General features: G+C 38.6%; 21 protein-coding genes and 1 rRNA gene. 14 read left to right on the top strand and 8 right to left on the bottom strand.

Going from position 1 to position 24009, the window contains the following annotated elements:
- Positions 1–107: 107 nt before the first annotated feature.
- The 5 genes from QQK00_RS17105 to QQK00_RS17125 are packed head-to-tail and all read right to left on the bottom strand — an operon-like array spanning position 108 to position 7582.
- Entirely contained in the window at positions 108–1376 is a 1269-nt protein-coding gene (locus QQK00_RS17105) for a mechanosensitive ion channel family protein (RefSeq protein ID WP_284218899.1), read from the bottom strand.
- Positions 1369–2262 carry a 1-acylglycerol-3-phosphate O-acyltransferase, YihG family gene (gene yihG / locus QQK00_RS17110; RefSeq protein ID WP_284218900.1) on the bottom strand — a complete coding sequence of 298 codons (894 nt, stop codon included), beginning with the start codon at positions 2260–2262 and terminating at the stop codon, positions 1369–1371. Before yihG (QQK00_RS17110) ends, QQK00_RS17105 begins: the two co-directional genes overlap by 8 nt.
- The gene (gene yihG / locus QQK00_RS17115) at positions 2262–3179 is read right to left on the bottom strand and encodes a 1-acylglycerol-3-phosphate O-acyltransferase, YihG family (RefSeq protein ID WP_284218901.1); all 918 of its coding nucleotides are present in this window, start codon (positions 3177–3179) and stop codon (positions 2262–2264) included. The genes yihG (QQK00_RS17110) and yihG (QQK00_RS17115) overlap by 1 nt, the downstream gene beginning before the upstream one ends.
- A 50-nt stretch (positions 3180–3229) precedes the next feature.
- Complete coding sequence (locus tag QQK00_RS17120; RefSeq protein WP_284218902.1) at positions 3230–5380, bottom strand: sensor domain-containing diguanylate cyclase; 2151 nt, start codon at positions 5378–5380, stop codon at positions 3230–3232.
- Positions 5381–5431: 51 nt separating this feature from the next.
- Positions 5432–7582 (bottom strand): diguanylate cyclase, encoded by a 2151-nt coding sequence (locus tag QQK00_RS17125; protein ID WP_284218903.1) that lies wholly within the window; start codon positions 7580–7582, stop codon positions 5432–5434.
- Positions 7583–7789: 207 nt separating this feature from the next.
- On the opposite strand from QQK00_RS17125, the gene QQK00_RS17130 reads away from it, so the two are divergent.
- The 11 genes from QQK00_RS17130 (at position 7790) to QQK00_RS17180 (ending at position 18396) form a co-directional block, all read left to right on the top strand.
- The gene (locus QQK00_RS17130) at positions 7790–8245 is read left to right on the top strand and encodes a hypothetical protein (protein ID WP_284218904.1); all 456 of its coding nucleotides are present in this window, start codon (positions 7790–7792) and stop codon (positions 8243–8245) included.
- Positions 8246–8249: 4 nt separating this feature from the next.
- On the top strand, positions 8250–9467 hold the full coding sequence (locus tag QQK00_RS17135) for a hypothetical protein (RefSeq protein WP_284218905.1): 1218 nt from the start codon (positions 8250–8252) through the stop codon (positions 9465–9467).
- Between the two features lie 184 nt (positions 9468–9651).
- Positions 9652–10644: a tRNA dihydrouridine(20/20a) synthase DusA gene (gene dusA / locus QQK00_RS17140; RefSeq protein WP_284218906.1), complete on the top strand. Its 993-nt coding sequence runs from the start codon at positions 9652–9654 to the stop codon at positions 10642–10644.
- A 247-nt stretch (positions 10645–10891) separates the two neighbouring features.
- Complete coding sequence (locus tag QQK00_RS17145; RefSeq protein ID WP_284218907.1) at positions 10892–11182, top strand: hypothetical protein; 291 nt, start codon at positions 10892–10894, stop codon at positions 11180–11182.
- A 199-nt stretch (positions 11183–11381) separates the two neighbouring features.
- Complete coding sequence (locus QQK00_RS17150; RefSeq protein ID WP_284218908.1) at positions 11382–11585, top strand: PspC domain-containing protein; 204 nt, start codon at positions 11382–11384, stop codon at positions 11583–11585.
- A 42-nt stretch (positions 11586–11627) separates the two neighbouring features.
- Positions 11628–12620, top strand: coding sequence for a DUF2333 family protein (locus QQK00_RS17155; protein WP_284218909.1), 993 nt, complete (start codon positions 11628–11630; stop codon positions 12618–12620).
- Between the two features lie 3 nt (positions 12621–12623).
- Positions 12624–13382 (top strand): TIGR04219 family outer membrane beta-barrel protein, encoded by a 759-nt coding sequence (locus tag QQK00_RS17160; RefSeq protein ID WP_284218910.1) that lies wholly within the window; start codon positions 12624–12626, stop codon positions 13380–13382.
- A gap of 110 nt (positions 13383–13492) precedes the next feature.
- Positions 13493–15307, top strand: a complete 1815-nt coding sequence (locus QQK00_RS17165) for an assimilatory sulfite reductase (NADPH) flavoprotein subunit (RefSeq protein ID WP_284218911.1) — start codon at positions 13493–13495, stop codon at positions 15305–15307.
- A complete protein-coding gene (cysI, locus tag QQK00_RS17170) occupies positions 15307–17019 on the top strand; it encodes an assimilatory sulfite reductase (NADPH) hemoprotein subunit (protein WP_284218912.1) in 1713 nt (570 codons plus the stop codon). The genes QQK00_RS17165 and cysI overlap by 1 nt, the downstream gene beginning before the upstream one ends.
- A complete protein-coding gene (locus QQK00_RS17175; RefSeq protein ID WP_431307757.1) occupies positions 17012–17767 on the top strand; it encodes a phosphoadenylyl-sulfate reductase in 756 nt (251 codons plus the stop codon). The genes cysI and QQK00_RS17175 overlap by 8 nt, the downstream gene beginning before the upstream one ends.
- 299 nt (positions 17768–18066) lie before the next feature.
- A complete protein-coding gene (locus QQK00_RS17180) occupies positions 18067–18396 on the top strand; it encodes a hypothetical protein (protein ID WP_284218913.1) in 330 nt (109 codons plus the stop codon).
- 80 nt (positions 18397–18476) lie between these two features.
- Here the strand turns inward: QQK00_RS17180 and QQK00_RS17185 are convergent, their stop codons facing one another.
- The gene (locus QQK00_RS17185) at positions 18477–19610 is read right to left on the bottom strand and encodes an acyl-CoA desaturase (RefSeq protein ID WP_284218914.1); all 1134 of its coding nucleotides are present in this window, start codon (positions 19608–19610) and stop codon (positions 18477–18479) included.
- Between the two features lie 113 nt (positions 19611–19723).
- Here QQK00_RS17185 and fabR point away from each other — a divergent pair, with 113 nt between their 5' ends.
- Positions 19724–20335: an HTH-type transcriptional repressor FabR gene (gene fabR, locus QQK00_RS17190; RefSeq protein ID WP_284218915.1), complete on the top strand. Its 612-nt coding sequence runs from the start codon at positions 19724–19726 to the stop codon at positions 20333–20335.
- 6 nt (positions 20336–20341) lie between these two features.
- Here the strand turns inward: fabR and trmA are convergent, their stop codons facing one another.
- Positions 20342–21436: a tRNA (uridine(54)-C5)-methyltransferase TrmA gene (gene trmA / locus QQK00_RS17195; protein ID WP_284218919.1), complete on the bottom strand. Its 1095-nt coding sequence runs from the start codon at positions 21434–21436 to the stop codon at positions 20342–20344.
- A 121-nt stretch (positions 21437–21557) separates the two neighbouring features.
- Here trmA and QQK00_RS17200 point away from each other — a divergent pair, with 121 nt between their 5' ends.
- Positions 21558–22715, top strand: a complete 1158-nt coding sequence (locus tag QQK00_RS17200; RefSeq protein ID WP_284218916.1) for a hypothetical protein — start codon at positions 21558–21560, stop codon at positions 22713–22715.
- A gap of 56 nt (positions 22716–22771) precedes the next feature.
- Here QQK00_RS17200 and QQK00_RS17205 read toward each other — a convergent pair whose 3' ends face one another.
- Positions 22772–23221 carry an RNA recognition motif domain-containing protein gene (locus QQK00_RS17205; RefSeq protein WP_284218917.1) on the bottom strand — a complete coding sequence of 150 codons (450 nt, stop codon included), beginning with the start codon at positions 23219–23221 and terminating at the stop codon, positions 22772–22774.
- A gap of 475 nt (positions 23222–23696) precedes the next feature.
- On the opposite strand from QQK00_RS17205, the gene QQK00_RS17210 reads away from it, so the two are divergent.
- Positions 23697–24009, top strand: a 16S ribosomal RNA gene (locus tag QQK00_RS17210); the annotation flags it as partial.

Raw genomic sequence — 24009 nt, forward strand, 5'->3', positions numbered from 1 at the left:
CGTAAAAACGACGTAATAGTTATTCTATTGCTCGCTTTTACAACGCAGTAATTCGCGTTTTTAGCGTTGCTGGGCGCTGTTGCTTATCCAGAGTTCAGGTTATTTAGTCATTCCGATTTACTCTTATCACTGACTCGCTGATAAACGCGTAAGCCGAAGCTAGGCATAACAGAAAGTATGTGATCAAAGATATCAGATTGAATGTTTTCATACGCTATCCATTCCGTAGTGGTCGTAAAGCAGTAGATTTCAATTGGCAGGCCGACTTCACTTGGCTTTAGTTGGCGTACCATACATGTGAAATCTTTATGGACAAATGGATGCTCCTTCAGGTAGTTATCAACGTACGCTCTAAAGGTTCCGAGATTGGTTAACTTTCTTGCATTTACTAAGTCGCGTTTTTCAGATTCAGTTTTCTTTTCATCTTCTGCTAATTCTAACGATTTTCTATGAAGGTATTTTTCTAAAAAATTGTATTTTGACCATCTGCTAAGATCTTCTTTGCTAGCAAATACAACGCTCTTCATATCAATATTGATAGAGCGCTTAATACGTCTTCCACCTGTTTTCGTCATTCCCCGCCAGTTCTTTACTGGTTCGGTTGTTAACGCATAAGTCGGAATGGTGGCGATGGTTTTATCCCAGTTCTGTACTTTAACGACCGTCAAGCCTATTTCCTTGATGTCACCGTCTACACCGTACTTCGCAATCTCAATCCAATCACCTTCATTAAACATTCGATTTGCCGCAATCTGGATGCCTGCGACAAAACCCAAGATTGTGTCTTTAAAAATTAATAGCAAGACGGCTGCTATGGCAGTTAGTCCCGAAAGTAAGTAAATAGGACTTTGGCCTATTAATAGTGAGATGATTAAGAAAATCATCATAATAGTGACTAATAAGCGGGCGACTTGAATAAAACCGGTTATTGGCGCTTTCTTTGCGTATTCTGAGGCCTGATATATTTTATCAATACCACTTATAAGGGCTTGAAGTACCAAAAAACTTGTGACGATTAAATACAGGCTGGCACTAAAATATATAAAGGCATACGCAGCGCTCGTTTCTAGATTAAAGTTGGTGTTTGTATAGTAAAGAAATAAGCCTGGAAACAAGTGAGCTAATCGTCTAAAAAATCCGACTTGTAGTAAATAGTCGTCCCAGTTTGTTTTTGTTACGCTGACAATACGAGTTACTTTCCACAAAAATAGTATACGTACACCAGCCCACATCAAGATAGCGCCAATAGAGAGTATACAGAGGCTTGTCAGTTGGTAAATTAGTGAGTCTATACTGAACGGTTCATTGCTTACTAGCTCTAAGAGAGCTGATACGTAATTACTGAAAGTTGGGCTAACTATCTCACTCTTATCCATTTGATTCTATCCACTTTTTTATGCGCGCGTTTTTTTCAGTCCACAATGCATTTAACCATACTTGAAACTGTTCCCGGAAAACTGCATTTTCAAAGTAATCTCCAATAATGGAGTTATCTACGGGTAAAGTTTTTACATCAATAATTATCTTTGTCATTCGTCCGCCGAGCATGTCCATCATCGGATGCTTAGAATTTGGATAGGCTAATGTAATATCCAAAATATTGCTAAATAGTTCGCCCATTGACGCCAACGTGAAGGCGATACCACCTGCTTTGGGGCGAAGTAAATGCGAAAACGGACTATTTTTATCTCGCTGTTTTTTTTGCGTAAATCGTGTGCCTTCAACAAAATTGATAACTGTTGTTGGTTTATTGATATATTTTTCACAAGAGCGACGCGTTGTCTCTATATCATGCCCTTTTAGGTGAGGATTTTTTTCAAGAAAATTTTTGCTGTAACGTTGCATAAATGGCATATCTAACGCCCATGCCGCCAAGCCAACGACAGGTAACCAGATGAGTTCTTTTTTAAGAAAAAATTTTGGTGGTGGGATTCTGTTTTTACAAAAATTAATGAGTAAGATGATATCTAAATAACTAATATGATTCGCTGTAATTAGGTACCACTTTTTCTCGGATAAGGGCTCGTCAATGTTTATATGGACGTCGACTCGATTGAAAAACTGGATGAAGCTTACACTTATCACGCTAAAGTAAACATAAAAACAGTGCATTACGTTTAACAATACGCTTCTTATACTTCGAAGGGGCAATATAAATTTTACTATACCGAATAAAATTATCGCCGCGCCCCAAAATGTCATGTTGGCGAGTTGTAGTAGCAGGTGTATAGGAAAAATAATGAATGATTGCGGTTTCCACATTACAATTGATATTCCTTGCGTAAGTCTGCGAGTGCTTTATCTTTTTGTTTCCATTGACTATTTAACCATGATTGAAACGTAGCGCGCTGTTGGTCATCAGTAAAATAGTTTTCGCTAAATGTGCCGTCGTCAAACAGTTTGGATATACGAATAGTATTCACTCTAACTACTATCCTGCTTACTTTGCCACTTGCAAAATCCCAAAAAGAAGGAACGCCATGAGGATAGTATATTGTTACGTCTACAATGTGAGTTAGTTGCTCTTTCATTGCACTGAGCACAAAAGCAACGCCGCCAGCTTTCGGTGAAAGCAAATGGTTGAAGGTCGCTTTCTTATTTGCTTTTTGTGGGGTATATCGCGTGCCTTCTACAAAGTTCATAACACTAACAGGTTTATAGCTAAATTTTTTGCATGCTTTTTTAGTCGTTTCTAAATCTTTACCTTTGAGATGAGGGTGCTTTTTTAAAAATTGTTTACTGTAGCGTTGCATGAATGGAAAGTCTAAACCCCACCAAGCTAAACCGAGAAACGGAACGAAAATGAGATTCTTTTTTAGGAAAAACTTTAAAAAAGGAATTTTTTTATTAAACACACGTTGAAGCGAAAGGATGTCTACCCATGATTGATGGTTTGCAATGACAAGGTACCAATCATCTATGTTAAGCTCGTTTATACCCTCAACATCATATACTGTGCGTGAAAATACATTTTGATTAAAGGTATTGAGTGATATCCAAAAGGTAGCGATGGCATCAACGATGATACTCATTAATTTTTGAGATGCGTTTATTGGAACAACCTTTATCAACGAAAATAGTATCAAAGGTATGAAACATATCACCGTATTAACGAAATAAAGTATAGATGAAAGGCAAGCATTTATCAGTTGAAGCAGTCGCTTTAAAACAATATACATATCTATTTTCAATCAACTTTCGCAAGGCAAACTAAACAATCAAACCTAAGTTACTCTTCTTCATTAGTGTAACCATAGGTTACTGACGAAATTTTGTTCCTTCCTGTTCGTTTGCATTTATATAATTCCTCGTCTGCAAGTTCTACAATATCGTGCAGATTAAGGTTTACATTGCCTAGGATACTACAAATTCCTACGCTAACGGTAAAAGACACGTGTTCACCATCTTGTGTGGTTAACGATAGTGCCATCGTCTGTTGATGTATTTTTTGCATCATCTTATGATGCGATTGAACATCTTTTCCGCTCATCAGTATAATGAATTCTTCACCGCCGTAGCGACCAATAATATCTGTTTCGCGCTTACAGTTTCGTTGCATAAGTGCTGCAAACGCTTGTAAACATTTATCACCGAAAGGGTGTCCATACGAGTCGTTTAAGGTTTTAAAATGGTCAATATCCAATAGTGCTAAACTGAATGGTTGGTTTAAGCGATAACTTGTTTTTATTGCATTAATTGCTAATTCGTCAAACCCACTTCTATTAAGCAATTGTGTCATACCGTCTTCTCTGGCCTGAGCGGCCAACTGTAAATTGAGTTGTTCCAGTTGAACAGTTTTCTCGGTGACTTGTTGTTTTAGTCTATCTTCAAAGCTTTGCATTAAGAATTGCGTGCGCTTTAGTTTATTGGCGACATCAGAGAACTCTTTACTATTGCCCAACATTGATAATTTTTTGGTGTGTCTTTGGCCTTCTGGGTTTAGTAAGTCGACTAAAGGTGCTGTTATCTTTGTTGATAATTTATGGGCAAAAAATAGGAAGAGGCAAATAACGAAAATAATCCCAATGCCTACTACTATAAAGTTGTTCTCAATATCGTTGACAGCGTTTTTTGTATCGTGGAGCACATAAATATGCCAACCATATTCATTCATCCGGTGCTCATAGATAAAACTATTGCCGCCAACACGAGCGACTGGCAGCAATTCAGTAATGTAATGGTACACTGGGAAAGGCGTAAATTGTGCCAGAGGGGCAAGTGCTATTTTATCATCTGTAAATACTGTTCGACCTAAATTGTCAGTGATAACAACATGTTTATTAGGCAGGAGTTGCTCTACTGTATTTTTAAATTCGTTAATTGCACCTAAATGAATAGCGCCAAAGACTATTCCAGAAAATTGTTCGTTTTGAACTGTTGGAGTGGCAATAGAAATCATCGGTTCTACCACAACCCCTTTACTCATTATTGCATCGGAAATCACGGTTTTTCTCGTGACCATCGCTTCAATAAAATAATCTCTTTCTGAAACGTTGCGCAATTCTATTGGTAAGCGATTCACCGATTCATTTAAGTGCGTAGGCGCAAAAAACAGAAGTGTTCCGTCACGATCTGCTGTGGTGATATTGAAGAATGTTGGCATTTTTGCTTGCGCTATTGCCATCGACGTATGAACGGCAGGTATCGGAACGCCAATATTAATTAAATTGGCATGTTGTTCGATGACTTGTATATGCTCTCGAATGAAGCTTTCTGTGGCAGCAGTCAATAACTTGGTATTAGACACTAATTTATCTTGGATATTTGCTTCGTTTTCTTTGGCATTATTTGTCGTAAATAAAAAAGAAAATATGATTAGTGGCAACGTAAGCGTTGATGCACAAAGTGAAAAAATGTTAGAGGCTAATTTATATTGTCGGCGTGTTAAACTGCTGTGTTGAAATCTGAGTGGAATAAAAATCAAAATACTGACAGCTAACGCAGCATTTAATAGGCCATTATAAGATGTACTTATTGTAATAATTGCACTGACTTCTTTCAGTGCTTCAGAGCCGAAATACAGTAAACAAAAGAGAAGCGGTATACCGACGCAAAACCAGTATGCAAACGAGGCGAAAATTGCAAAAACCGATCGATATAGCAGTAGCGCTATGCAAATGAACTCAAGACAGTGAAATACTAGTAAATACCAAGGTTGTTCAATACGCAATTGAGCGGACAATGACGCAAGCAGTACTATCGTCGCATATTTTATTGGCAATAAATGAAGTGCAATAATTACAAAAACGCCACCAAGCAGAATTTTTGCGTCGCCAAATAAACCTACTGTGAAAAATAAGGTAAATACAACAGCACAAAAGCTCAAAAGTAAGCATTTTTGAATGTCTTCGTATGTATTTGAATTATTTACAGCACTCATATCCAATCTTAAATGAAAAATCCATTTATCGCGGTTGATTAGTCTATCGTACTATCGAACAAGTATACTAGTCTTATCTCTGCCAGTACGTTTACTTAAATACAGTTGTTCATCTGCGTATTTGATAAGCGCATCAAAATCGGAAGTGAAATCTTCAACGATGCTACAGATTCCAGCACTAACGGTCATTTTAACTATCTGATTTTTATGATTTAACTCAATCGAACGTATTGTATCAGTAATAAGCTTTACGCGCGTATGATGTTCACTTATCTCGCCACCGACTACCATCAATATAAATTCTTCTCCGCCAAACCGGCCGATGATATCCGTGTCACGTTTGCAGTGTTTCTGTAGTATTTTTGCGACAGTTGTAATGCACTTATCACCAAATGGATGGCCGTAAGAATCGTTAATTTTTTTAAAGTGATCAATGTCCACTAAGATCATCGACATTGGCAAGTGGTTTCTAATGCAATTCCTATATGATGTAAGCGCAAAGCGATTAAATCCAGATCTATTAAGTAATTGAGTTAAGCCATCTTTTTGAGCAAGTGAGTATAATTCTTTATTTAGTTGCTTCAATTGACGCGTTTTATTATCTACTTGTTCTTTTAGTTGTTGTTGAAAATCATTCATTACGGCGTGCGACGACACTAAGGTATTTGTTAATTTAACTATTTCATCGCTAACTTTCGAATCTTCAATGATTTGTGGATGTACTTTCGTGTTTGGGTAATGTTCGGCTATTTCTTCCAACGGGCGTGTAATTTTTTTTGCTAGATGTTTAGCAACTACCGAAAATGCAAGGATCAAAAGACATGCAAAAAGTAAAAGAAAGTAAAAGTGCCGTATTAAGGGCGTTGTAACTAGTTTGGGGTCAGACAATACCGATACAGTCCAATCACCTTTGGTTGTCGTTTGTTCATGTAAGTAACTAACATTTTTGTACAATATAGTAGATATCGAGTTAATCAAATCATGCTCTGTTTGCTCGAAGTCGAAGTTTGATACTAATAAGGTATTGTCAATCATCGAAGATGCGATGGTTCGGTTTCGTGTATCAGTAATTACATATGAAAACTCTTTATCTACAATATTGTCAATCAAGTCATCCAATTCTGTTAGTTTAATAGTCCCTTGCACCAATCCTTCAAATTCGTTACCGGAATTTATAGGAATATTTATCGTAATAATTGGTGTATCTTCAAAGTCCTTGTTGAAACTGGCGTCAGAAATATAAACATCTTTGCTGCTCCGAGTATGATTGAAAAACTCTTTGTCTTTAGCTGAGTAATAGCCATGAACGTTTTTCATAGTATATGGTTTCGACGTTAAAATTAGTACGCCGTCCTTATTATATATCGAAGTACGCTCGATCATCTGGAGGTTACTCTTCGCCACCAATAAACCCAGTTGTAATGCGTTTTGGTTCTTATTAAGTGAAATTAAGTTAGCAACAGTGTGTAAATTGCTAATGTTTTGGTTCAAAAGGTTGTTAATATTGGCACTTATTTCAAATACATTCGCCTGCATTTTTTGCGCAATGACCTGTTCGGTTTGATTTGCCGCCTGATTTATGAAAATAAGGGCGATTAGTAGTGCCGGCAGTGTGACCGTTAGCAAGCAAAGCGAAAATATCATTGATGCTAATTTGGGCGGCGGATTTTGATAATGATTTCGCGAAAGTTTTGTTGGCAAAAACCAGTGAAATAGCGCTGCAGCGGTTACATACATCAAAGCATTAAGTGCGCGCGTTGCGCCATTGACAAATAACACGTCATGTTCTGCGCCGCTTGTTAACGCAGTCAGCGTTAATAACAATGGTGCACCTAAGATAATCCAATAATATACTACTGCCTGAAATAGAAAAAAACCTCGATGAAGAAGTGCGTGAACAACTAGAACTTCCAAAGCAAATATTATTATAAGGTAAGGTTCGTTAGCACTTATCGCAGTAACTAAAGATGAGATAGCGACCGCAAAGATGGCTGAGTTAATGCCGCGCACAGTCAAGCAAAGCAATACAAAAAATTGCCCAAAATAAAGGGTTACGCTACCAAAGAATGGCACTCCCAAAAAGGCGTTAGTCATTCCGCCCAGCACACCAAAATTTAGACCAAAAAGTAAATTGGGTACTGCAAAGAATGTCAGAGAGCTAGTGCCAGGCTTTTTTCTAGCTATAATTTCTCTGTCGTTCATTTATCCCTGTTACAATTATCTTTCTGCGATGTTTTGTAATCTCTATTACGGCTTACCTGCGCTTGATGAAAACGACTTGGCAAGTGACAAAAATATACTTAAACTTCACCGAAGCAGACAAAAACCATAAGTACGTATGTAAAAATATACTAAAAAACAGTCTGCAATAATGTATAACAATAAACTGGTATTGTTCATAAGTAAAATTTGAATATCTTGCGACGCTTTATTGCTCTTGTTTTCCTTATCTTGTATGTGATTGGAACGGACGATGTTCGTGCCAACGAAAACCTTCATCTTGTCGCTATTACCAATAAGAGTATTTCTACGCTAACAAAGTCCGATATTCACGCATATTTTTCTTTACGCAAGCAACTTCTGCCGTCTGGGAATAAGGTGGTTCTGATTACTCTTCCTCTTAACTCGCCTGAAACATTACGATTCAGTCAAATCGTGTTTGACTACTACCCATATCAATTGGCAAGAGCATGGGATGCGAGGGTGTTCGCAGGGAAGGGAGCTTTACCTATTGAGAAACCGGATAAAACTTCATTAATTAAATTTATAACAGCAACTCAAGCTAGTATTGGGTACTTGTTATTGGACATTGATGAAATAGATACACTGTCGGAGCAAGTAAATGTTTTCCCTATTGAAGAGTAATTTCATGAAGTATTTGCCTAAATACATGCAATTGCTCAAAGTGTTGTTTTTAGCGACAATGTTTTTTAATGCAGTTGTTTACGCTTCTCAAAGTAAATTGAGAACCAATGCGTTTTTGGGGGTTGGCATTGCTAATGTCGATCATAATAACTTTTTGGGTGATGAGAGGCGCACTGCGACAATTATTGATGCGTCAATTAATGCGACTTATTCTTGGAGTGGTAATTTATCTCTAAATGGTCAAATAAGTTATCGAGAATTTGGTGATAGCCTTTCTGATGAAAAACCCAGAATTGACTATTTAAACATTACTTACGTTACCAATCAGCTATTGTTTGGCGAACAAACGTTCTCACTTGGGCGTGTGAAGAACAAAATGGGTATTTACAATGACTTCAGAGATATCCCCACAGCAAAACCGTCGATATTGCTCCCGCAATCTGTTTATTTAGATGTATATAGGAACCTGTTTTTATCTGTTGATGGTTTGTCTATAAATTCAGCGTTTGATAGTGATTTTGGTAGTATCCAGTTGCAGTTAGCATTGGGTGAAATCAATTTTGATGACAGCATGAATGAGACTTCATTAGGCAAGCTTGTTGATGGACGGTGGCGCGAAGACGCTGCATTTCTAACCGATTTGCGTTGGTTATATAAAGGGTATCTTGTGTCGTTCTCATATAGTCAGTTTGCGCCAACGTTTGAGGCTGCGCCAAATGACATCATTAGGATATCTCCTGATACGATGGCAATTCGCGTTATTGATGGCGAAGTAGAACTGACTAACTATATCTACTCTTTTCAAAAAAATTGGAATAATTTTGAATTGGTAGTTGAATACGCATATCGAAATTTTGAAGTGAAGGATTTACTTGCTTTTCCTGTAGGAGCCCGTCGTCCGATGGAAGGTTACTATATACAAGGGCGATATCACCTAAATGAAAAACTTACTCTACTTACTAGGTGGGAGCGTTATTTCAGAAGTGCAGATGATAAAAAAGGTGAACGCCTTAAAGCGCTTGGTTTAGAAGGTTGGGCGGACCATTCGATTACTAAGTCCATAGGACTTAAGTATCAGTTGAACAAGCGTTGGTCTGTTTTTGCCGAAGTTCATCGTATTACTGGGTCTGGCTATTTTCCCCCATTTGCGTTGCCGTCTTCATTTGCTGTCGAAAATCGAGACTCAATCTTAGGTGCCGCGGAATTGGTTTATCGTTTTTGAGGTATGACGCGAAGCTAAGTTAATTCTAATGCCATGAAATGATATACTTGCTGTAATAAGTTAGCCTCAAACTTTTGTTTTACTTGCTCTGTATCTGATATTCACCGTTAAAAGCTGATCTGAATAGATAAATGTAAAATAAATTTTGACGTGATCTGGCATTAATTTAAATTAAAGGTTCAAGTTGTATTCACACTCTTCATCAATAGATCATCGGTTATCAGTTGCCCCTATGCTGGACTGGACTGATCGTCACTGTAGATATTTTCTGCGACTACTCTCTAAACATACCGTTTTATATACTGAAATGGTAACCACCGGAGCAATTATATACGGCAAAGGGGATTATTTAGGTTTTCACCCTCAAGAACACCCGGTTGTTTTGCAGTTGGGCGGCAGTAACGCTGCGGATATGGCGCGTTGCGCTGAAATTGCACAATCAAAAGGTTACGATGAAATAAACATCAACGTCGGATGCCCTTCAGACCGCGTTAAAAACGGGAGTTTTGGTGCGTGTTTAATGGCCGAGCCAAATGTTGTCGCTGAATGCGTAACTGCAATGCAAAACATGGTAGACATTCCGATAACAGTGAAATGCCGCATTGGCATAGACGATATGGACGATGACAAAGGTTTAACCGATTTTGTTATGCCTATCGTAGATAGTGGCTGCGAACATTTTGTGGTGCATGCACGAAAGGCATGGCTAAAAGGGTTAAGTCCTAAAGAGAACAGAGAGATCCCACCGCTGAATTACGAGCGAGTATATAATTTAAAGGCACAATTTCCTGATATACATATTTCTATAAATGGTGGTATTAAGTCTATCGAACAAGCTAAAGCGCATCTTCAATATGTTGATGGAGTAATGATTGGTCGAGAAGTGTATAGCAACCCCTATATTCTCTCTGAAGTTGATTCGGCAATTTTTAGTCGGACCGATATGCCCATCTCACGTCTTGAAGTTGTCCAGAGTATGACAGCTTATATGAAAGAGCAAATTGCTAATGGTAGTAAGGCTTGGCATATTGCACGTCATACATTAGGCCTTTTCCAGAGTCAGCCTGGTGGCAAAATATGGCGTCGATTTTTGAGTCAAAATGCCCCTAAAGAGAAAGAGAATCCATATTTGCTTGAAATGGCTTATGAGGCTGTTGAGCAAGCAGTAAAAAATTAACTAAAATTTGGTCAAAAATTACTTTTTAATTTGTTAATTTGACCATTTTTTATAAATGCAATTCCTTTTGTTCTTAAATATTCTCAATAATATAGGTTAACATATTGAAAAATAACGATAATTTTATTTTCTTAAATTCTGGCATGACATTCGCTATTAAGTTGGTAATGCTGACTTGAGCAGAATGATGGGTTAACAAAGTCGTAAGCAACCCTACTAAAACTTTGAATTTATTGAGGAATGTAAAATGAACGTTAAAACTAAATTACTTATTACTACTTTTGTAGCTGCTTGCGCTTTTTCTGGTTCAGCTCAAGCCGAGCAAAGCCCACTTGAAACGATTGTTACAGGATTGGTTAAGTCGTCATTGGCTGAAGTGACTAGAGAAATTAATACCACTATCCAGCGTGATATTCTTACTAGCTCCTATGAATCTATAGCGCCCAGTGACAAAAAAGTTGGCAAAGTTACGATTAAAGACCTTGTTGTAGAAAGCAAAAAAATTGAGTCAAACCAAGCGCAACCTTCAGACGACTAATTATTTAGCTAGAAGCGTCATAAGGAATAGTGTCATGTTAGTTAATGTAGATTTATTAGGTTTGGTTTTATCACCTGTGTTGTTTTACTTAGGGTCAGCAGCAATAATCATGTTGTTAACTCATTTCAAGCTTATAAATGTTGAAGGGTAAAACGATTGAAGTAGCAATCGTCTAAATATTTATTATCAGAGGTAGTTGATGAAAACGGTAATTAATGACAAGCGGTTTTTTCGAGACCCACACAAGGCAAAAATTTCAGGTGTCTGTGCAGGTTTAGCAAAGCAAGTCGACGTTGACCCTTGGTGGGTGCGTGGAGCGGCAGTTGCCGCGTTTATTTTCGCACCAATCCCTGTGGCATTGGCATACGTCTTAGCTATCTTGTTGTTGCGATATCGCTATTAACAGCGGTACACTGACGCTGAAAAAGTATAATCTGAGGGTTTTATGCGAACACTAGTAACCAGCAAAAATGTAACTATTTTAATTGCGACGATAATGTTGATTATCACACTTATAGGCTGGTGGTGGAGCTTCGAACCTGATATTGCTGATATGAGCCGTGAGGCTGTCTCGAATGCCGAGAATAATCATCATACTGTCGTTGTTGGGTATACAACAACAACTACACTTATTCACACAATAGATACGATGCTGAATAAGCCAGGTGGTTATATTACTAACGATATTATGCCGCCAGGAATATTCATGGACAATATGCCAAGCTGGGAGTTTGGGGTACTTGAAATGAGTCGTGACTTAGCCTTAGCGATGCGAAAAGACTTTAGTCGTTCTCAGTCTCAATCTTTGGACAACGAGTACCTAACTAAAGCGCAGCCTATTTTAAATACAGATAGTAATCATTGGATACTCCCTTCTTCAGAAGGCGAATATAACAAAGGCTTGGAGTTGCTAGTTGAATATCGAGATAGTTTAGCCAATGTTGGCGAATCTAACGGCCAATTTTATGCTCGAGCTGATAACTTGAGAGAATATCTAAAACAAGTTGAAAAGCGTTTGGGAAGTTATTCTCAACGACTTAGTGCTAGTGTCGGCACCGAAACAATAAATACAAATCTAGCTGGCGATCCCAATGCTAGTACATCAACTCCTCAACCTATGGCAAATAGAACTAAAACCAGTTGGTTTAAGTTAGATAACAATTTTTATGAAGCTCGGGGTGCAAGTTGGGCGTTACTGCATTTTTTAAAAGCGATTGAAGTAGACTTTGCTGATGTATTGCGGAAAAAGAATGCTATGATTAGCCTGAAACAAATTATTCGAGAGTTGGAAGCGACGCAAGAAACTGTATTCAGTCCCATGATACTTAATGGAGATGGTTTTGGTTTAGTAGCAAACCACTCTTTAGTCATGGCAAACTATATTTCTAGAGCAAATGCAGCGCTGATAGAGTTATCTGAACTACTTAATCAAGGTTAACAAATGAAAAAATCTATATTCGTGTCTGCCGCAATCGTTGCGGCTTTTGTGTCTATGCCTACAAGTGCCGATACTGTATTAGGTGTATATGCCGGTGCGCAAGGTTGGAATATGGGCGTTGAGGGCGGTTTTGCTCGCGACGAAGACATTGCGCAGTTTGGGTTTGAAGACAAGACGAATTCAAGTTTTTATGTCGCGCTTGAGCATTTAGTTCCAGTTATCCCAAATATAAAAGTGGTGCGAACTAGCTATGATACTGACGGCGGAACCAACTTATCTTCAACGTTTACGTTTGGTGGCGAAGTTTATCCTATCGATACGACACTTGACACGAATATTGACTTATCAACCACTGACTATATTTTGTACTATGAAATATTAGACAATGATTTAGCAAGCTTTGATATCGGTGTGAATGCCAAACAGGTTTCAGGTGAATTCGTAGTCGTAGACAGTGAAACTCAACGGATGGCTATGGAAGACTTTGATGGTTTTATTCCAATGGCATATGGTCGCGTAGCGGTAGGTATTCCTGGTACGGGTATCGGCGCGTACGTTGAAGGCAGTTTTTTATCTATTGATGACAATAGTGTAAGTGACTATCAAGCGGCATTGACATACAACTTTATAGAATCGTTGGCGTTGGATTTTACTATTCAAGCTGGCTATCGTTCAACTACCCTCGATATCGAAGACATAGACGGCATATATGCGGATCTAGAGTTTGACGGTGCGTTTGCTGGAATCGAAATTCACTTCTAATATTTTGGTTCTTTCAGCATTAATTTGTATAAAAAATCATTTTTAATTCTTTCACGTTATGATTAAAAGCCGCTAATCTTATACTATGAAATAAGATTAGCGGTTTTTTGATGTCAACAAATAATTCTACGAATGCTTTTGTACCATTGCAAGAGCAACAGTTAAGCAAAATTACGCAAGCAGTGTCTGGGCTTTCACGAGACCAACTCGTATGGACGAGTGGATTTTTAGCTGGAATGGCTCAAGGCCAAGCTGGTGATACAGGAACGATTGCTAGTGTCGAGTCACAAAACTCTGCTGCGTCAGCATCAATAACAGTCATGTATGGATCACAAACTGGAAATGCGAAACACGCAGCCAGTGATTATGCCGAAATATTAAACGCTAAAGGTTTAACAGTTAATTTAGTTAACATGGCCGACTATAAGCCTCGCAAAATTAAAGATGAGTCATACCTTGTTACTTTTGTGAGTACGCATGGTGAAGGAGATGCGCCAGATGACGCCATAGAATTTCATGAGTTCTTGGGAGGTAAAAAAGCGCCCAAACTTGCAAATTTGAAATACGCGGTGGTTGGTCTTGGTGATAGCAGTTATGAGTTCTTTTGCCAAACAGGCAAAGACTTTGATGAGCGCTTAAGTAAGCTAGGCGCGTCGCCCTTAATTGAACGTTTAGACTGTGACGTTGACTATGAAGCGTCTATTGCAAGTTGGACGGAATCACTCACTAAAAAGCTTGAAGAGCTGGTTTCCGCTTCGTCTGGGGCAACTCAGGTAGTTTCGCAGAGTATCGCATCCGCTTCACAAGCGAGTGTGTTCACCAAACAAAATCCATTTTCGGCAAACTTGTCTGAAAGCATTAAAATTACTGGCCGTGATTCGATTAAAGATATTCGTCATATTGAAATTTCGCTCGAAGGTTCCGATATCCAGTATCAAGTAGGCGATGCCTTAGGTGTTTGGTTTGTCAATGATCAAGCCTTGGTTGAGCGCGTTATTGCCGCCACTGGCACTAACGGAGACGATCAGATAGTTATTGGTGGGGACAGTTTTTCGTTAGCAGATGCATTATCTGAGAAATTAGAATTAACATTAAGCTACCCCGGCTTTGTTCAAGCTTATCAACTGGCATCAGAAAACTCTGCGTTGGCAGACTTGCTAGCAGATAAAACAGCGCTTCGGGCATTTTTAGAAGAACATCAGATCGTTGATATTGTAGAAAAATATCCTTCCAAAATTGGTGCTCAAACCTTGGTGGATGCATTAAGAGCTATTTCTCCTCGTTTGTACTCCATTGCATCTGCGCAATCAGAAGTTGAGGACGAAGTACATTTAACTGTTGCGCATGTTGCTTATGAAGCATTTGGTTATGAGCATCAAGGCGGGGCTTCCGGTTTTCTGTCAACTCGCTTGGAAGAAGGTGCAGAAGTAAGAGTTTTTGTTGAAAGCAATGATAACTTTAGACTGCCGAGCGATGATAACACGCCCGTCATTATGATTGGTCCAGGGACAGGCATAGCGCCATTTAGAGCATTTATGCAAGAACGTGATGCGCGTGAAGCAACGGGTAAGAATTGGTTGTTTTTTGGTAATCCTAGTTTTACACAAGATTTTTTATATCAGACTGAATGGCAAGGATACAAGAAATCTGGTTTGTTAACTAAGATTAGCTTAGCGTTTTCGCGCGACCAAGCTGAGAAAATTTATGTTCAGCATCGTATAAAAGAAAATGGCAAAGAACTTTTTGCTTGGCTTGAAGAGGGGGCTCACGTATATATTTGTGGTGACGCGCTCAGAATGGCAAAAGATGTTGAAACAGCATTACTTGACCTTATACAAGAACATGGTCAACGCTCGGAAAAAGAAGCAAAAGAATACTTAGTTGGCTTGCGTAAAGCTAAACGTTATCAGAAGGATGTATACTAATGAGTGACAAGAATACACTTATCGTTGAGGGTAAATTATCTGATAACGAACGCTTAAAAAGAGAAAGTCGCCATTTGCGCGGTACTATTTTGGAAGACTTGAGTGACGATTTGACTGGTGGATTCGTTGCCGATAATTTTCAGCTAATTCGTTTTCATGGTATGTATCAACAAGATGACAGAGATATCCGTGGTGAGCGAGCTAAGCAAAAATTAGAGCCTTTACATAATGTGATGCTTAGAGCTAGATTACCGGGTGGTGTTATTACGCCACAACAATGGCTTGAAATAGAGAAGTTTGCTGAAGAAAGTACTATTTATGGTAGCGTTCGATTAACAACTCGACAAACATTCCAATTCCATGGTGTCTTAAAACCGCATATCAAAACAATGCATCAAACCCTTAACAAAACAGGAATTGATTCTATTGCAACTGCGGGCGATGTTAATAGGAACGTGTTGTGTACAAGTAATCCTATTGAGTCGGTTGTACATAAGGAAGCATGGCAGTGGGCCGCTAAAATAAGTGAACATTTATTGCCTAAAACTAATGCTTATGCAGAGATTTGGTTGGATGGTGAAAAAGTTGATTCTACTCAAGAGCAAGAACCTATTTTAGGCGACAACTATCTGCCTAGGAAATTTAAAACTACTGTCGTTATCCCGCCACTAAATGATATTGATGTGCACGCTAACGATCTAAATTTTGTGGCAATTGCTGAAAACGGCAAGCTCATTGGATTTAATGTGCTTGTTGGTGGTGGTTTAGCAATGACGCATGGCGACAAATCTACGTTTCCTAGAAAAGCGGATGACTTCGGTTTTATTCCATTGGATAAAACCTTAGACGTTGCCGCTGCCGTGGTGTCTACTCAACGAGACTGGGGAAATAGAGTTAACCGTAAAAATGCCAAGACGAAGTATACGTTGGAACGTGTGGGTGTTGAAACGTTCAAAGCTGAAGTTGAAAAACGAGCGAATGTTTCGTTTGAAGCAAGCAAACCATATGAGTTTACCGAGCGTGGAGACAGGTTTGGGTGGGTTGAAGGCATCGACGGAAAGCATCACCTAACATTATTTATTGAAAATGGGCGTATCCTAGATTTTCCTGACAAGCCATTAAAAACAGGTGTTCGGGAAATAGCCAAGATCCATAAAGGCGACTTCCGTTTAACTGCAAATCAAAATCTTATTGTCGCTGGCGTGCCTACAGACCAAAAAGAAATAATAGAGTCTTTGGCTGTAAAGTACGGTTTAAAGCCAGCCAGTATTAGTCCTCAACGATTAAATTCTATGGCGTGTGTGTCATTGCCTACATGCCCTTTAGCGATGGCTGAATCTGAACGGTATTTACCAGAAGCGGTTACAGAGTTAGAGGGTATGCTTAAAAAGCATGGAATTGCTGATGAAAGTATAATTTATCGCATTACTGGTTGTCCGAATGGGTGTGGTCGAGCAATGCTCGCAGAAATTGGGTTAGTGGGCAAAGGACCTAATAAATACAATTTACACATTGGTGGAAATAAAGCTGGTACGCGGATCCCCAAAATGTATCGTGAGAACATTAGCGATACTGAAATAATGGACGTTATCGATGATTTGATTGGTAAGTGGGCCTCTGAACGCAATGACAATGAAGCGTTTGGTGATTTCGTTATCAGAGCGGGGATAGTAAAAGCAGTTGTAAATTCCGCTGAGGATTTTTATGAGTAGCTTAGCGCATGTCTCTGAATTGGGTGCTTTAGATATTAGCATGGATTCAGAGGGCTTAACTGACATCAATAGACGACTAAATGAAGCGAGCGTCCACCAAAGAGTTGAGTGGTCGCTTGAGAATTTGCCTGGTACACATATTGTTTCATCTAGTTTTGGTGCACAGTCGGCTGTGATGCTGCATTTACTAAATACCGTGGCTCCTGGAATTCCGGTTGTATTGACGGATACTGGATATCTCTTCTCAGAGACTTATCTATTTATTGAAGAATTGAAAGAGCGATTCAACTTGAATTTGCAGGTTTTTAGAGCCGCGGAAAGTCCTGCTTGGCAAGAGGCTAAGTACGGTCGGCTATGGGAACAAGGTATTGATGGGCTTGAAAAATATAATGCGATGAACAAAGTTCAACCAATGAAGCAAGCGTTATCTGAATTGTCAGTAGGTACTTGGTTTGCTGGTTTGAGGCGTTCTCAATCTGATTCAAGAATGCAACTAGATGTTGTTAAAAAGCAGGCTCAGCAATTCAAAGTACACCCGATTGTTGACCAAAGTAATAAACAGCTTCATCAATATATGACAAAACACAAGCTGCCTTATAATCCACTATGGGATAAAGGGTATGTGTCAATTGGAGATTGGCATACTACGACCACTCTTCAAGAAGGGATGTCAGAACAAGACACTCGATTCTTTGGGCTTAAGCGAGAGTGTGGACTTCATGAATTTGGAGATGGAGACGGTATATAGCCTTATCCATCTACCTCTCTAGCGTTTACTATATTTCTTAGTTAATCATTCTGTATGCACTGATATACCCAATTTTAAAAACGTCTTTCAATATTTTTCATTTTAGATCTTTCATATTTTACCGATAACTACAAAAGGCATATATTTTTTTAAATATGAAATAAAATGCCTAAAAATGCGCTAAATTCATTGTATTTTCAATTTTTTGTAATACTTTTGTAATATTAGGGCGTTTTTTGATTGAATTTTTTGTTATTCATCTATATACTTTATTTCACATTACTTATGAGGAGATGCACATGAAAAAAATTGCTACTATATTGTTGGCTTTATCGAGCTTCTCTATCATTGCTGCTGAAAATACAGCACCTACTAAAAATAGTTTTTCTTGTATGGACAAGCAAACATTTGAAGTTGATGCAAAATGTATCAGTACGAAGATTGAGACTAGCGATAGTTTTAGTAAATCCCAGACATCTTTCTGGAATGATGCTGTGGAGTCTAACGAGTATGTTATGGCTACTATGCTCATGGATCCTAAGACGCTAAATATTACGGTGATTGCTCATCGTGATACTACGGCTGAAAAACTCGCAAAACTGACAAAGTTAACAAAAATCGACGATTGATGATTTTTGATTGGTAATTTCAAAAAGCCTTCCAATTGGAAGGCTTTTTTTGTGTTAAAAGACGCACATATTCTTGAGAATTAAGAGGAGACTGGTGCCATATAAAATGCATATACCTGTTGCCACTTCTGTTTTTGTAGAATGAAACTTTGTTTTAATTCTTTGTAGGCAAAATCTAACTCAAACTTTTCATATGATGCTTTAAGTTCGCCTGTTTTGTGTGATAATAGTTTTTTTCTGACCGCATAGTATTCAGCCATTTTTTGGACCAGTAGATCATATTCTTTTTGCATTTTTAGTACTATTTCTTCGGTATTTGGCAGATTTACAAGCTTAGATTTAGCATGCTGTAGTTGCATTTGAAGCTTCGCTTTTTCAATTCTTTCTTCTGGTGTTCTTCGCAAGTTTTTGGTTAATCCAACCATTGCTAATACCCTGATCAACCATTTAGTCGGATCATATTGCCACCAATGTATACCATTTCGATAATCGTACTCGAAAATATGATGATAGTTATGGTAGCCTTCTCCGAACGTAAACAATGCAATAATGCCATTGTCCCTCGCTGTATTCGCGTTTGTATATGGGCGACGTCCCCAAATATGCGCCAGGGAATTGATGAAAAATGTTATATGGTGAACGATAACTAATCTCGCAACACCCGCAATTAAAATCATGCCTATGATATCGCCATTGATAAACCCCAACATTCCGGTGATACCAAAGTTAGCACAAAGGACGATTGCCAAATAATGTTTGTGCTGCCACATGACGACTTTGTCTTTTTGTAGGTCTTTGCAATTGGCGTAATTTTCGTGTCGTTCAGCGGGATGTTCTCGTAGCATCCAACCGATATGAGAAAACCAAAATCCGCGCTTGGCTGAGTATGGGTCTTTATCGTTAATATCGACACGTCTATGATGCACTCTATGATCACTTGCCCAGTGTAAAATACTGTTTTGCACAGTCATTGCACCACCGATAGCAAGAACAACTTTAACTAGCCAATGCGCTTCATAGGTTTTGTGTGACCATAGTCTATGATACCCCGCGGTTATGGACATTCCTGTAAAAAAGAATAATGCTATTGCGGTACAAATTTCGACGATATCAATACCTTCGAAATATACCCAAAGTGGCATAGCAATCCCTGCAACCAATGTGGTGATAGCAAAAACTGCTATGTTTAAAGGGATAATAGGTGGTTTTTTCACAATATATTCACTTTCATATTTCAGCGTACAACTGTACGCTAATTTAACTTTATGACGCATCAAAGGCAAGATTTATTTGCAGAATTCAGAGTACTCGTGTAAACATCAATACTATGAACAGACAGCAACAAAAACAACAAACTCGACAGAGAATCATTAATGCAGCGTTCTCGCTACTAGATGAGAATAAAACACTTACCGCTATCAGTTTGCGCGAAGTCGCCCGAGCAGCTGGAATTGCCCCCACATCCTTTTATCGACATTTTGGCGATATCAATGAATTAGGCTTAACACTTGTTGATGAGTCAGGCTTAACACTTCGGCAATTAATGAGACAAGCGAGACAACGACTAGCATCTGGTGGTAGCGTTATAAACATTTCGGTCGATACCTTCATGGAGTTTATTGTCGAAAACAGGAATGTATTTCGTTTACTATTGCGAGAGCACACTGGAACGTCCAGTGCATTTCGCTCTGCTGTAATGCGTGAGATACAGCATTTCACAGAAGAATTGTCCGACTATATTGTTGATAATCTCTCGTTGCCACGAGAAGTTTCAAGTTTACAAGCTGAAGCAATGGTAAAACTTGTATTTAGCGCTGGCGCGGAAGCGCTAGATACTGACGCTAGAAAGGTGCCCGAAATTGCTGAAAGAGTTAAAGTGCAACTTCGATTTGTGCAGCTCGGCGCTTTTGCATACGTAGGCAAAACACGCCCTAGTTAGGCTTTATCATTTAATTTTTTTCAATAAAACCCCACTTTCAATATGTGGTGTTAATGGAAATTGATCAAATAGCGCGGCACTACTAACGATATGTGTATTGTTTAAGAGTTTCAGATTGTCAGCCAGTGTTATTGGATTGCAGGAGATATAAAGTATATGGTCAAATTGTCTAATTAATTCAATCGTTTCAAGATCAATGCCCGCTCGTGGCGGGTCTACCAGTACAGTCGAAAAGTTGTAATTCGATAGAGATAAGCCGTCTAAGCGCCTAAATATCCGTGTTTGGTTGAATGCTTCGACAAATTCCTCACTGGAAAGACGCGCTATTCTCAGGTTCTTTATATTATTGTTTTGTATATTCTTTTGAGCCGCATTTACAGATGTTTTTGATATTTCAGTGCCAAGTACATTGGTAAAGTGCTTACTCAGTGGAATGGAAAAATTGCCCGCGCCACAGTAAAGTTCTAGTAAATCTCCCTTTATTCCTGATAAATTTTCTATTGCCCATTCAATCATGCATTGATTTATTATCGCGTTTGGCTGTGTGAAGCTATTTTCAATTTGAACGAATGTGTAGTCATTCTTGTGAATCGACAACGTCTCGGTAACAAAATCGTGATGGATAATTATTTTCTGCTTCCTAGCTCTACCAATAATATTCACAGCACCTAAGGCATCTAAACCTTGCTTCAATTTTTCAGCGGCGAGTACCCAATCTTCATCTAATTGTCTGTGATAAAGCAACGAGATAAGAAGTTCACCAGATGTTGTCGCCAAATAATCGATTTGAAATAATTTTCTGCGTAATGTTTCGTTAACTTTTAGTAGAGGGAGGATAACTTGCATCGCTTGATTGATAAGGTCACAGGCAGCCGGGAAAGTTTCAACTTTATATTTTTCTTTTGTAGTTTGGTCAAACATGATGTGGTAAAGATCGTCGTCGTCATGCCACACACGAAATTCGGCTCGCATTCTGTACCCAACAGGATGAGAGCGAAAAACGGTGATTTCATCGTCATAGAATGGTTGCAATAAATTTCTTAAGCGCAGTTTTTTTTCGCCTAATTGCTCTTCGTATTGTTGGTTTTGTTCGACCACTATTTATGCCTCAACACTTTCGTTTGGCGTGAATTTTAGCGGCGAAAAAAAAAATACCAAGATTTAATTAAAGTTTTTCTATTTGTTGGCCGATACACGAGTTGAGGATAGAGAGGTAAGTTGTATGAATACGCTAGAGATTAATGGAGTAGCATCGATCAATAGTGCAAAACTTGGTGTCAGTAAATCGTTTGACAATGAGTCAAATACTGCTAGAAGCGAGCGCTTGAGTGGTAAGGTTGGTGATCACTATACCAAAAATGCGGCAAATGATTCAGTCGTGGCTAGTATATTGTCGACGTCAATTAATAAGTCATTCGGGTCTTCGCTCAACGTTGACGGTAAACGTGCAGTGTCCGAAAACGATACTTATAATAAACACGAGTTATTGCTCAGGAGCGATTTAGACGATGTTGTGTCTAATGTACTCACGTCGCTGAAAAGCTCTGCTATGCATATTGTTAAGCACCAAGGTAACGAAGAGGCCTTAGTTTATTTCAAAAAGCAGGCTAGCAAAGGTATATCTGAAGGCGTTACCCTTGCCTCTCAAGAATTGAGAGAGTTGTCGTCTGAGGGGGCATTGAACAAACTTATTCAACTTGAGAGCGCTTTGCAAAAAGGCTTAAACGAAATATCTACAATCCCTGAAGACTACAAATACAATCAGGTTAACTCACCAATTAACGCTGTAGAAACACGACTTAACAATGTCAATTTTGCCAATAAATCAGGAAAAAACATAGGCCTTACTTTTGGAACTGTCTCCTTTCAAGAGCAACAGGGTACAAATGTAGACGTTTCTAGGTTTACCACAGCTAAGAATAACGTATCTTTTAGTGTAAGTGGTGATTTGAGTAAACATGAATTAAAGGAAGTCGCTGATTTGGTCAATATGGCAGATAGTTTGGCCAATAAATTCTATTATGACGATATAAACGTTTTATATGATAGAGCGTTAGATAAAGGTTATGAAAAGCAAGAAATTATCGCTACGGCAATACAACTAAGGCAAAAAGAATCACTCGCACCAATTCGTCAATATGACGCCATTAAGCACTTTAACTCCGAGAGCTCAGGCGATGATAATCAAGCTGGTCGAAAAGTGGCTGAATATGTTTCAAACTTGTACGAACTCTCTGATAGTGTCGAAGCAAAATTTGCTTCTCGCTCACAGTACAAGCAAATAATTAATGGTATTGTTAATCAAATGGAGGATGTACAAGTGCCTGATTTATTGAGAGCTATTAATAAGTTTCATTCTTTTAATGGGAAGTTTATATAAATAGCCAACGTGTTAGTGTGTTGGCTATTTGGCTTACTTAATTTTCGGTGTTTGATTTATGCTACTTTATCTTTCGCAGGCCTTACGATTAAATTTCGTTCCATAAACACGCTATCATTTAATTTCTTGATAACAGATTTGGCCTCTCCTTGTTCGACTTCGATAAATCCAAAACCTTTTTTTCGACCTGTCCGCTTATCCTTCATTAATCTGATAGATAATACTTGTGAGACACTTTCGAAATAACTTCTGATTGTGTCTTCATTTGCTTTATAAGGTAAATTCCCGATGTACAAAGTTGTGCTGCTTTTGTCTTTTGTATCTTGGGCACTTTTTTGTTCATTGGTCTTTGTTAGTTGACTGTTATTTGTCATTAAGAGAAGAAAAGTAATTGAAACCGGGGTAGATAAAGAAACTAATAAGTTGTTTGTGTAAATAAAAACCACTAAAAACGAGATTATACTAATTACTACACTCAAGATAATAGTCTGTTTTGTTTTATTCATTTTTATTTTGACTCCTGTTGAAAAAAAGAAAGAATATTAGGTGGAAGTCCTAAAATTTTTGCTAAAGCTTTCGTGATACATGTCGAAAAAAGACTCACTTTTAGCTTTCGCTGAACGAATACTAGACTAAATACATATTTTTTCCATTTTTCTTTAAAAAATACTTGAACAATTGAACATGATCCGTAAAATGCGCCTCCGCTGTCAGGGGATAATGCTTCAGACAGTGTGTTTGTCAGTGTATTTGTTGCCAGATATTGTGTGATTAAATACGGTAAGTAATTAAGAAATAGTTTGAAGATTTTTTAATAAAAACCTTGACAAAAACTTTGGGAGGCGTATTATTCGCACCCCGCTTGAGACAAGGCCTACAAGGCACATCGCAAGCGACGTTCTTTAACAATTTAGCAAGACAATCTGTGTGGGCACTCGTAATGAGTGTTCTAACAAAAGAAGTTTATTTGTAATTCGATTTTAATTGAAGAGTTTGATCATGGCTCAGATTGAACGCTGGCGGCAGGCCTAACACATGCAAGTCGAACGGTAACAGGAAATGCTTGCATTTCGCTGACGAGTGGCGGACGGGTGAGTAATGCTTGGGAACTTGCCTTTGCGAGGGGGATAACAGTTGGAAACGACTGCTAATACCGCATAATACCTACGGGTCAAAGGGGGCTTAGGCTCTTGCGCAAAGAGAGGCCCAAGTGAGATTAGCTAGTTGGTGGGGTAAGAGCTCACCAAGGCGACGATCTCTAGCTGTTCTGAGAGGAAGATCAGCCACACTGGGA

Source organism: Agaribacter marinus, assembly GCF_030160655.1.
Taxonomy (GTDB): Bacteria; Pseudomonadota; Gammaproteobacteria; order Enterobacterales; family Alteromonadaceae; genus Glaciecola; species Glaciecola marina.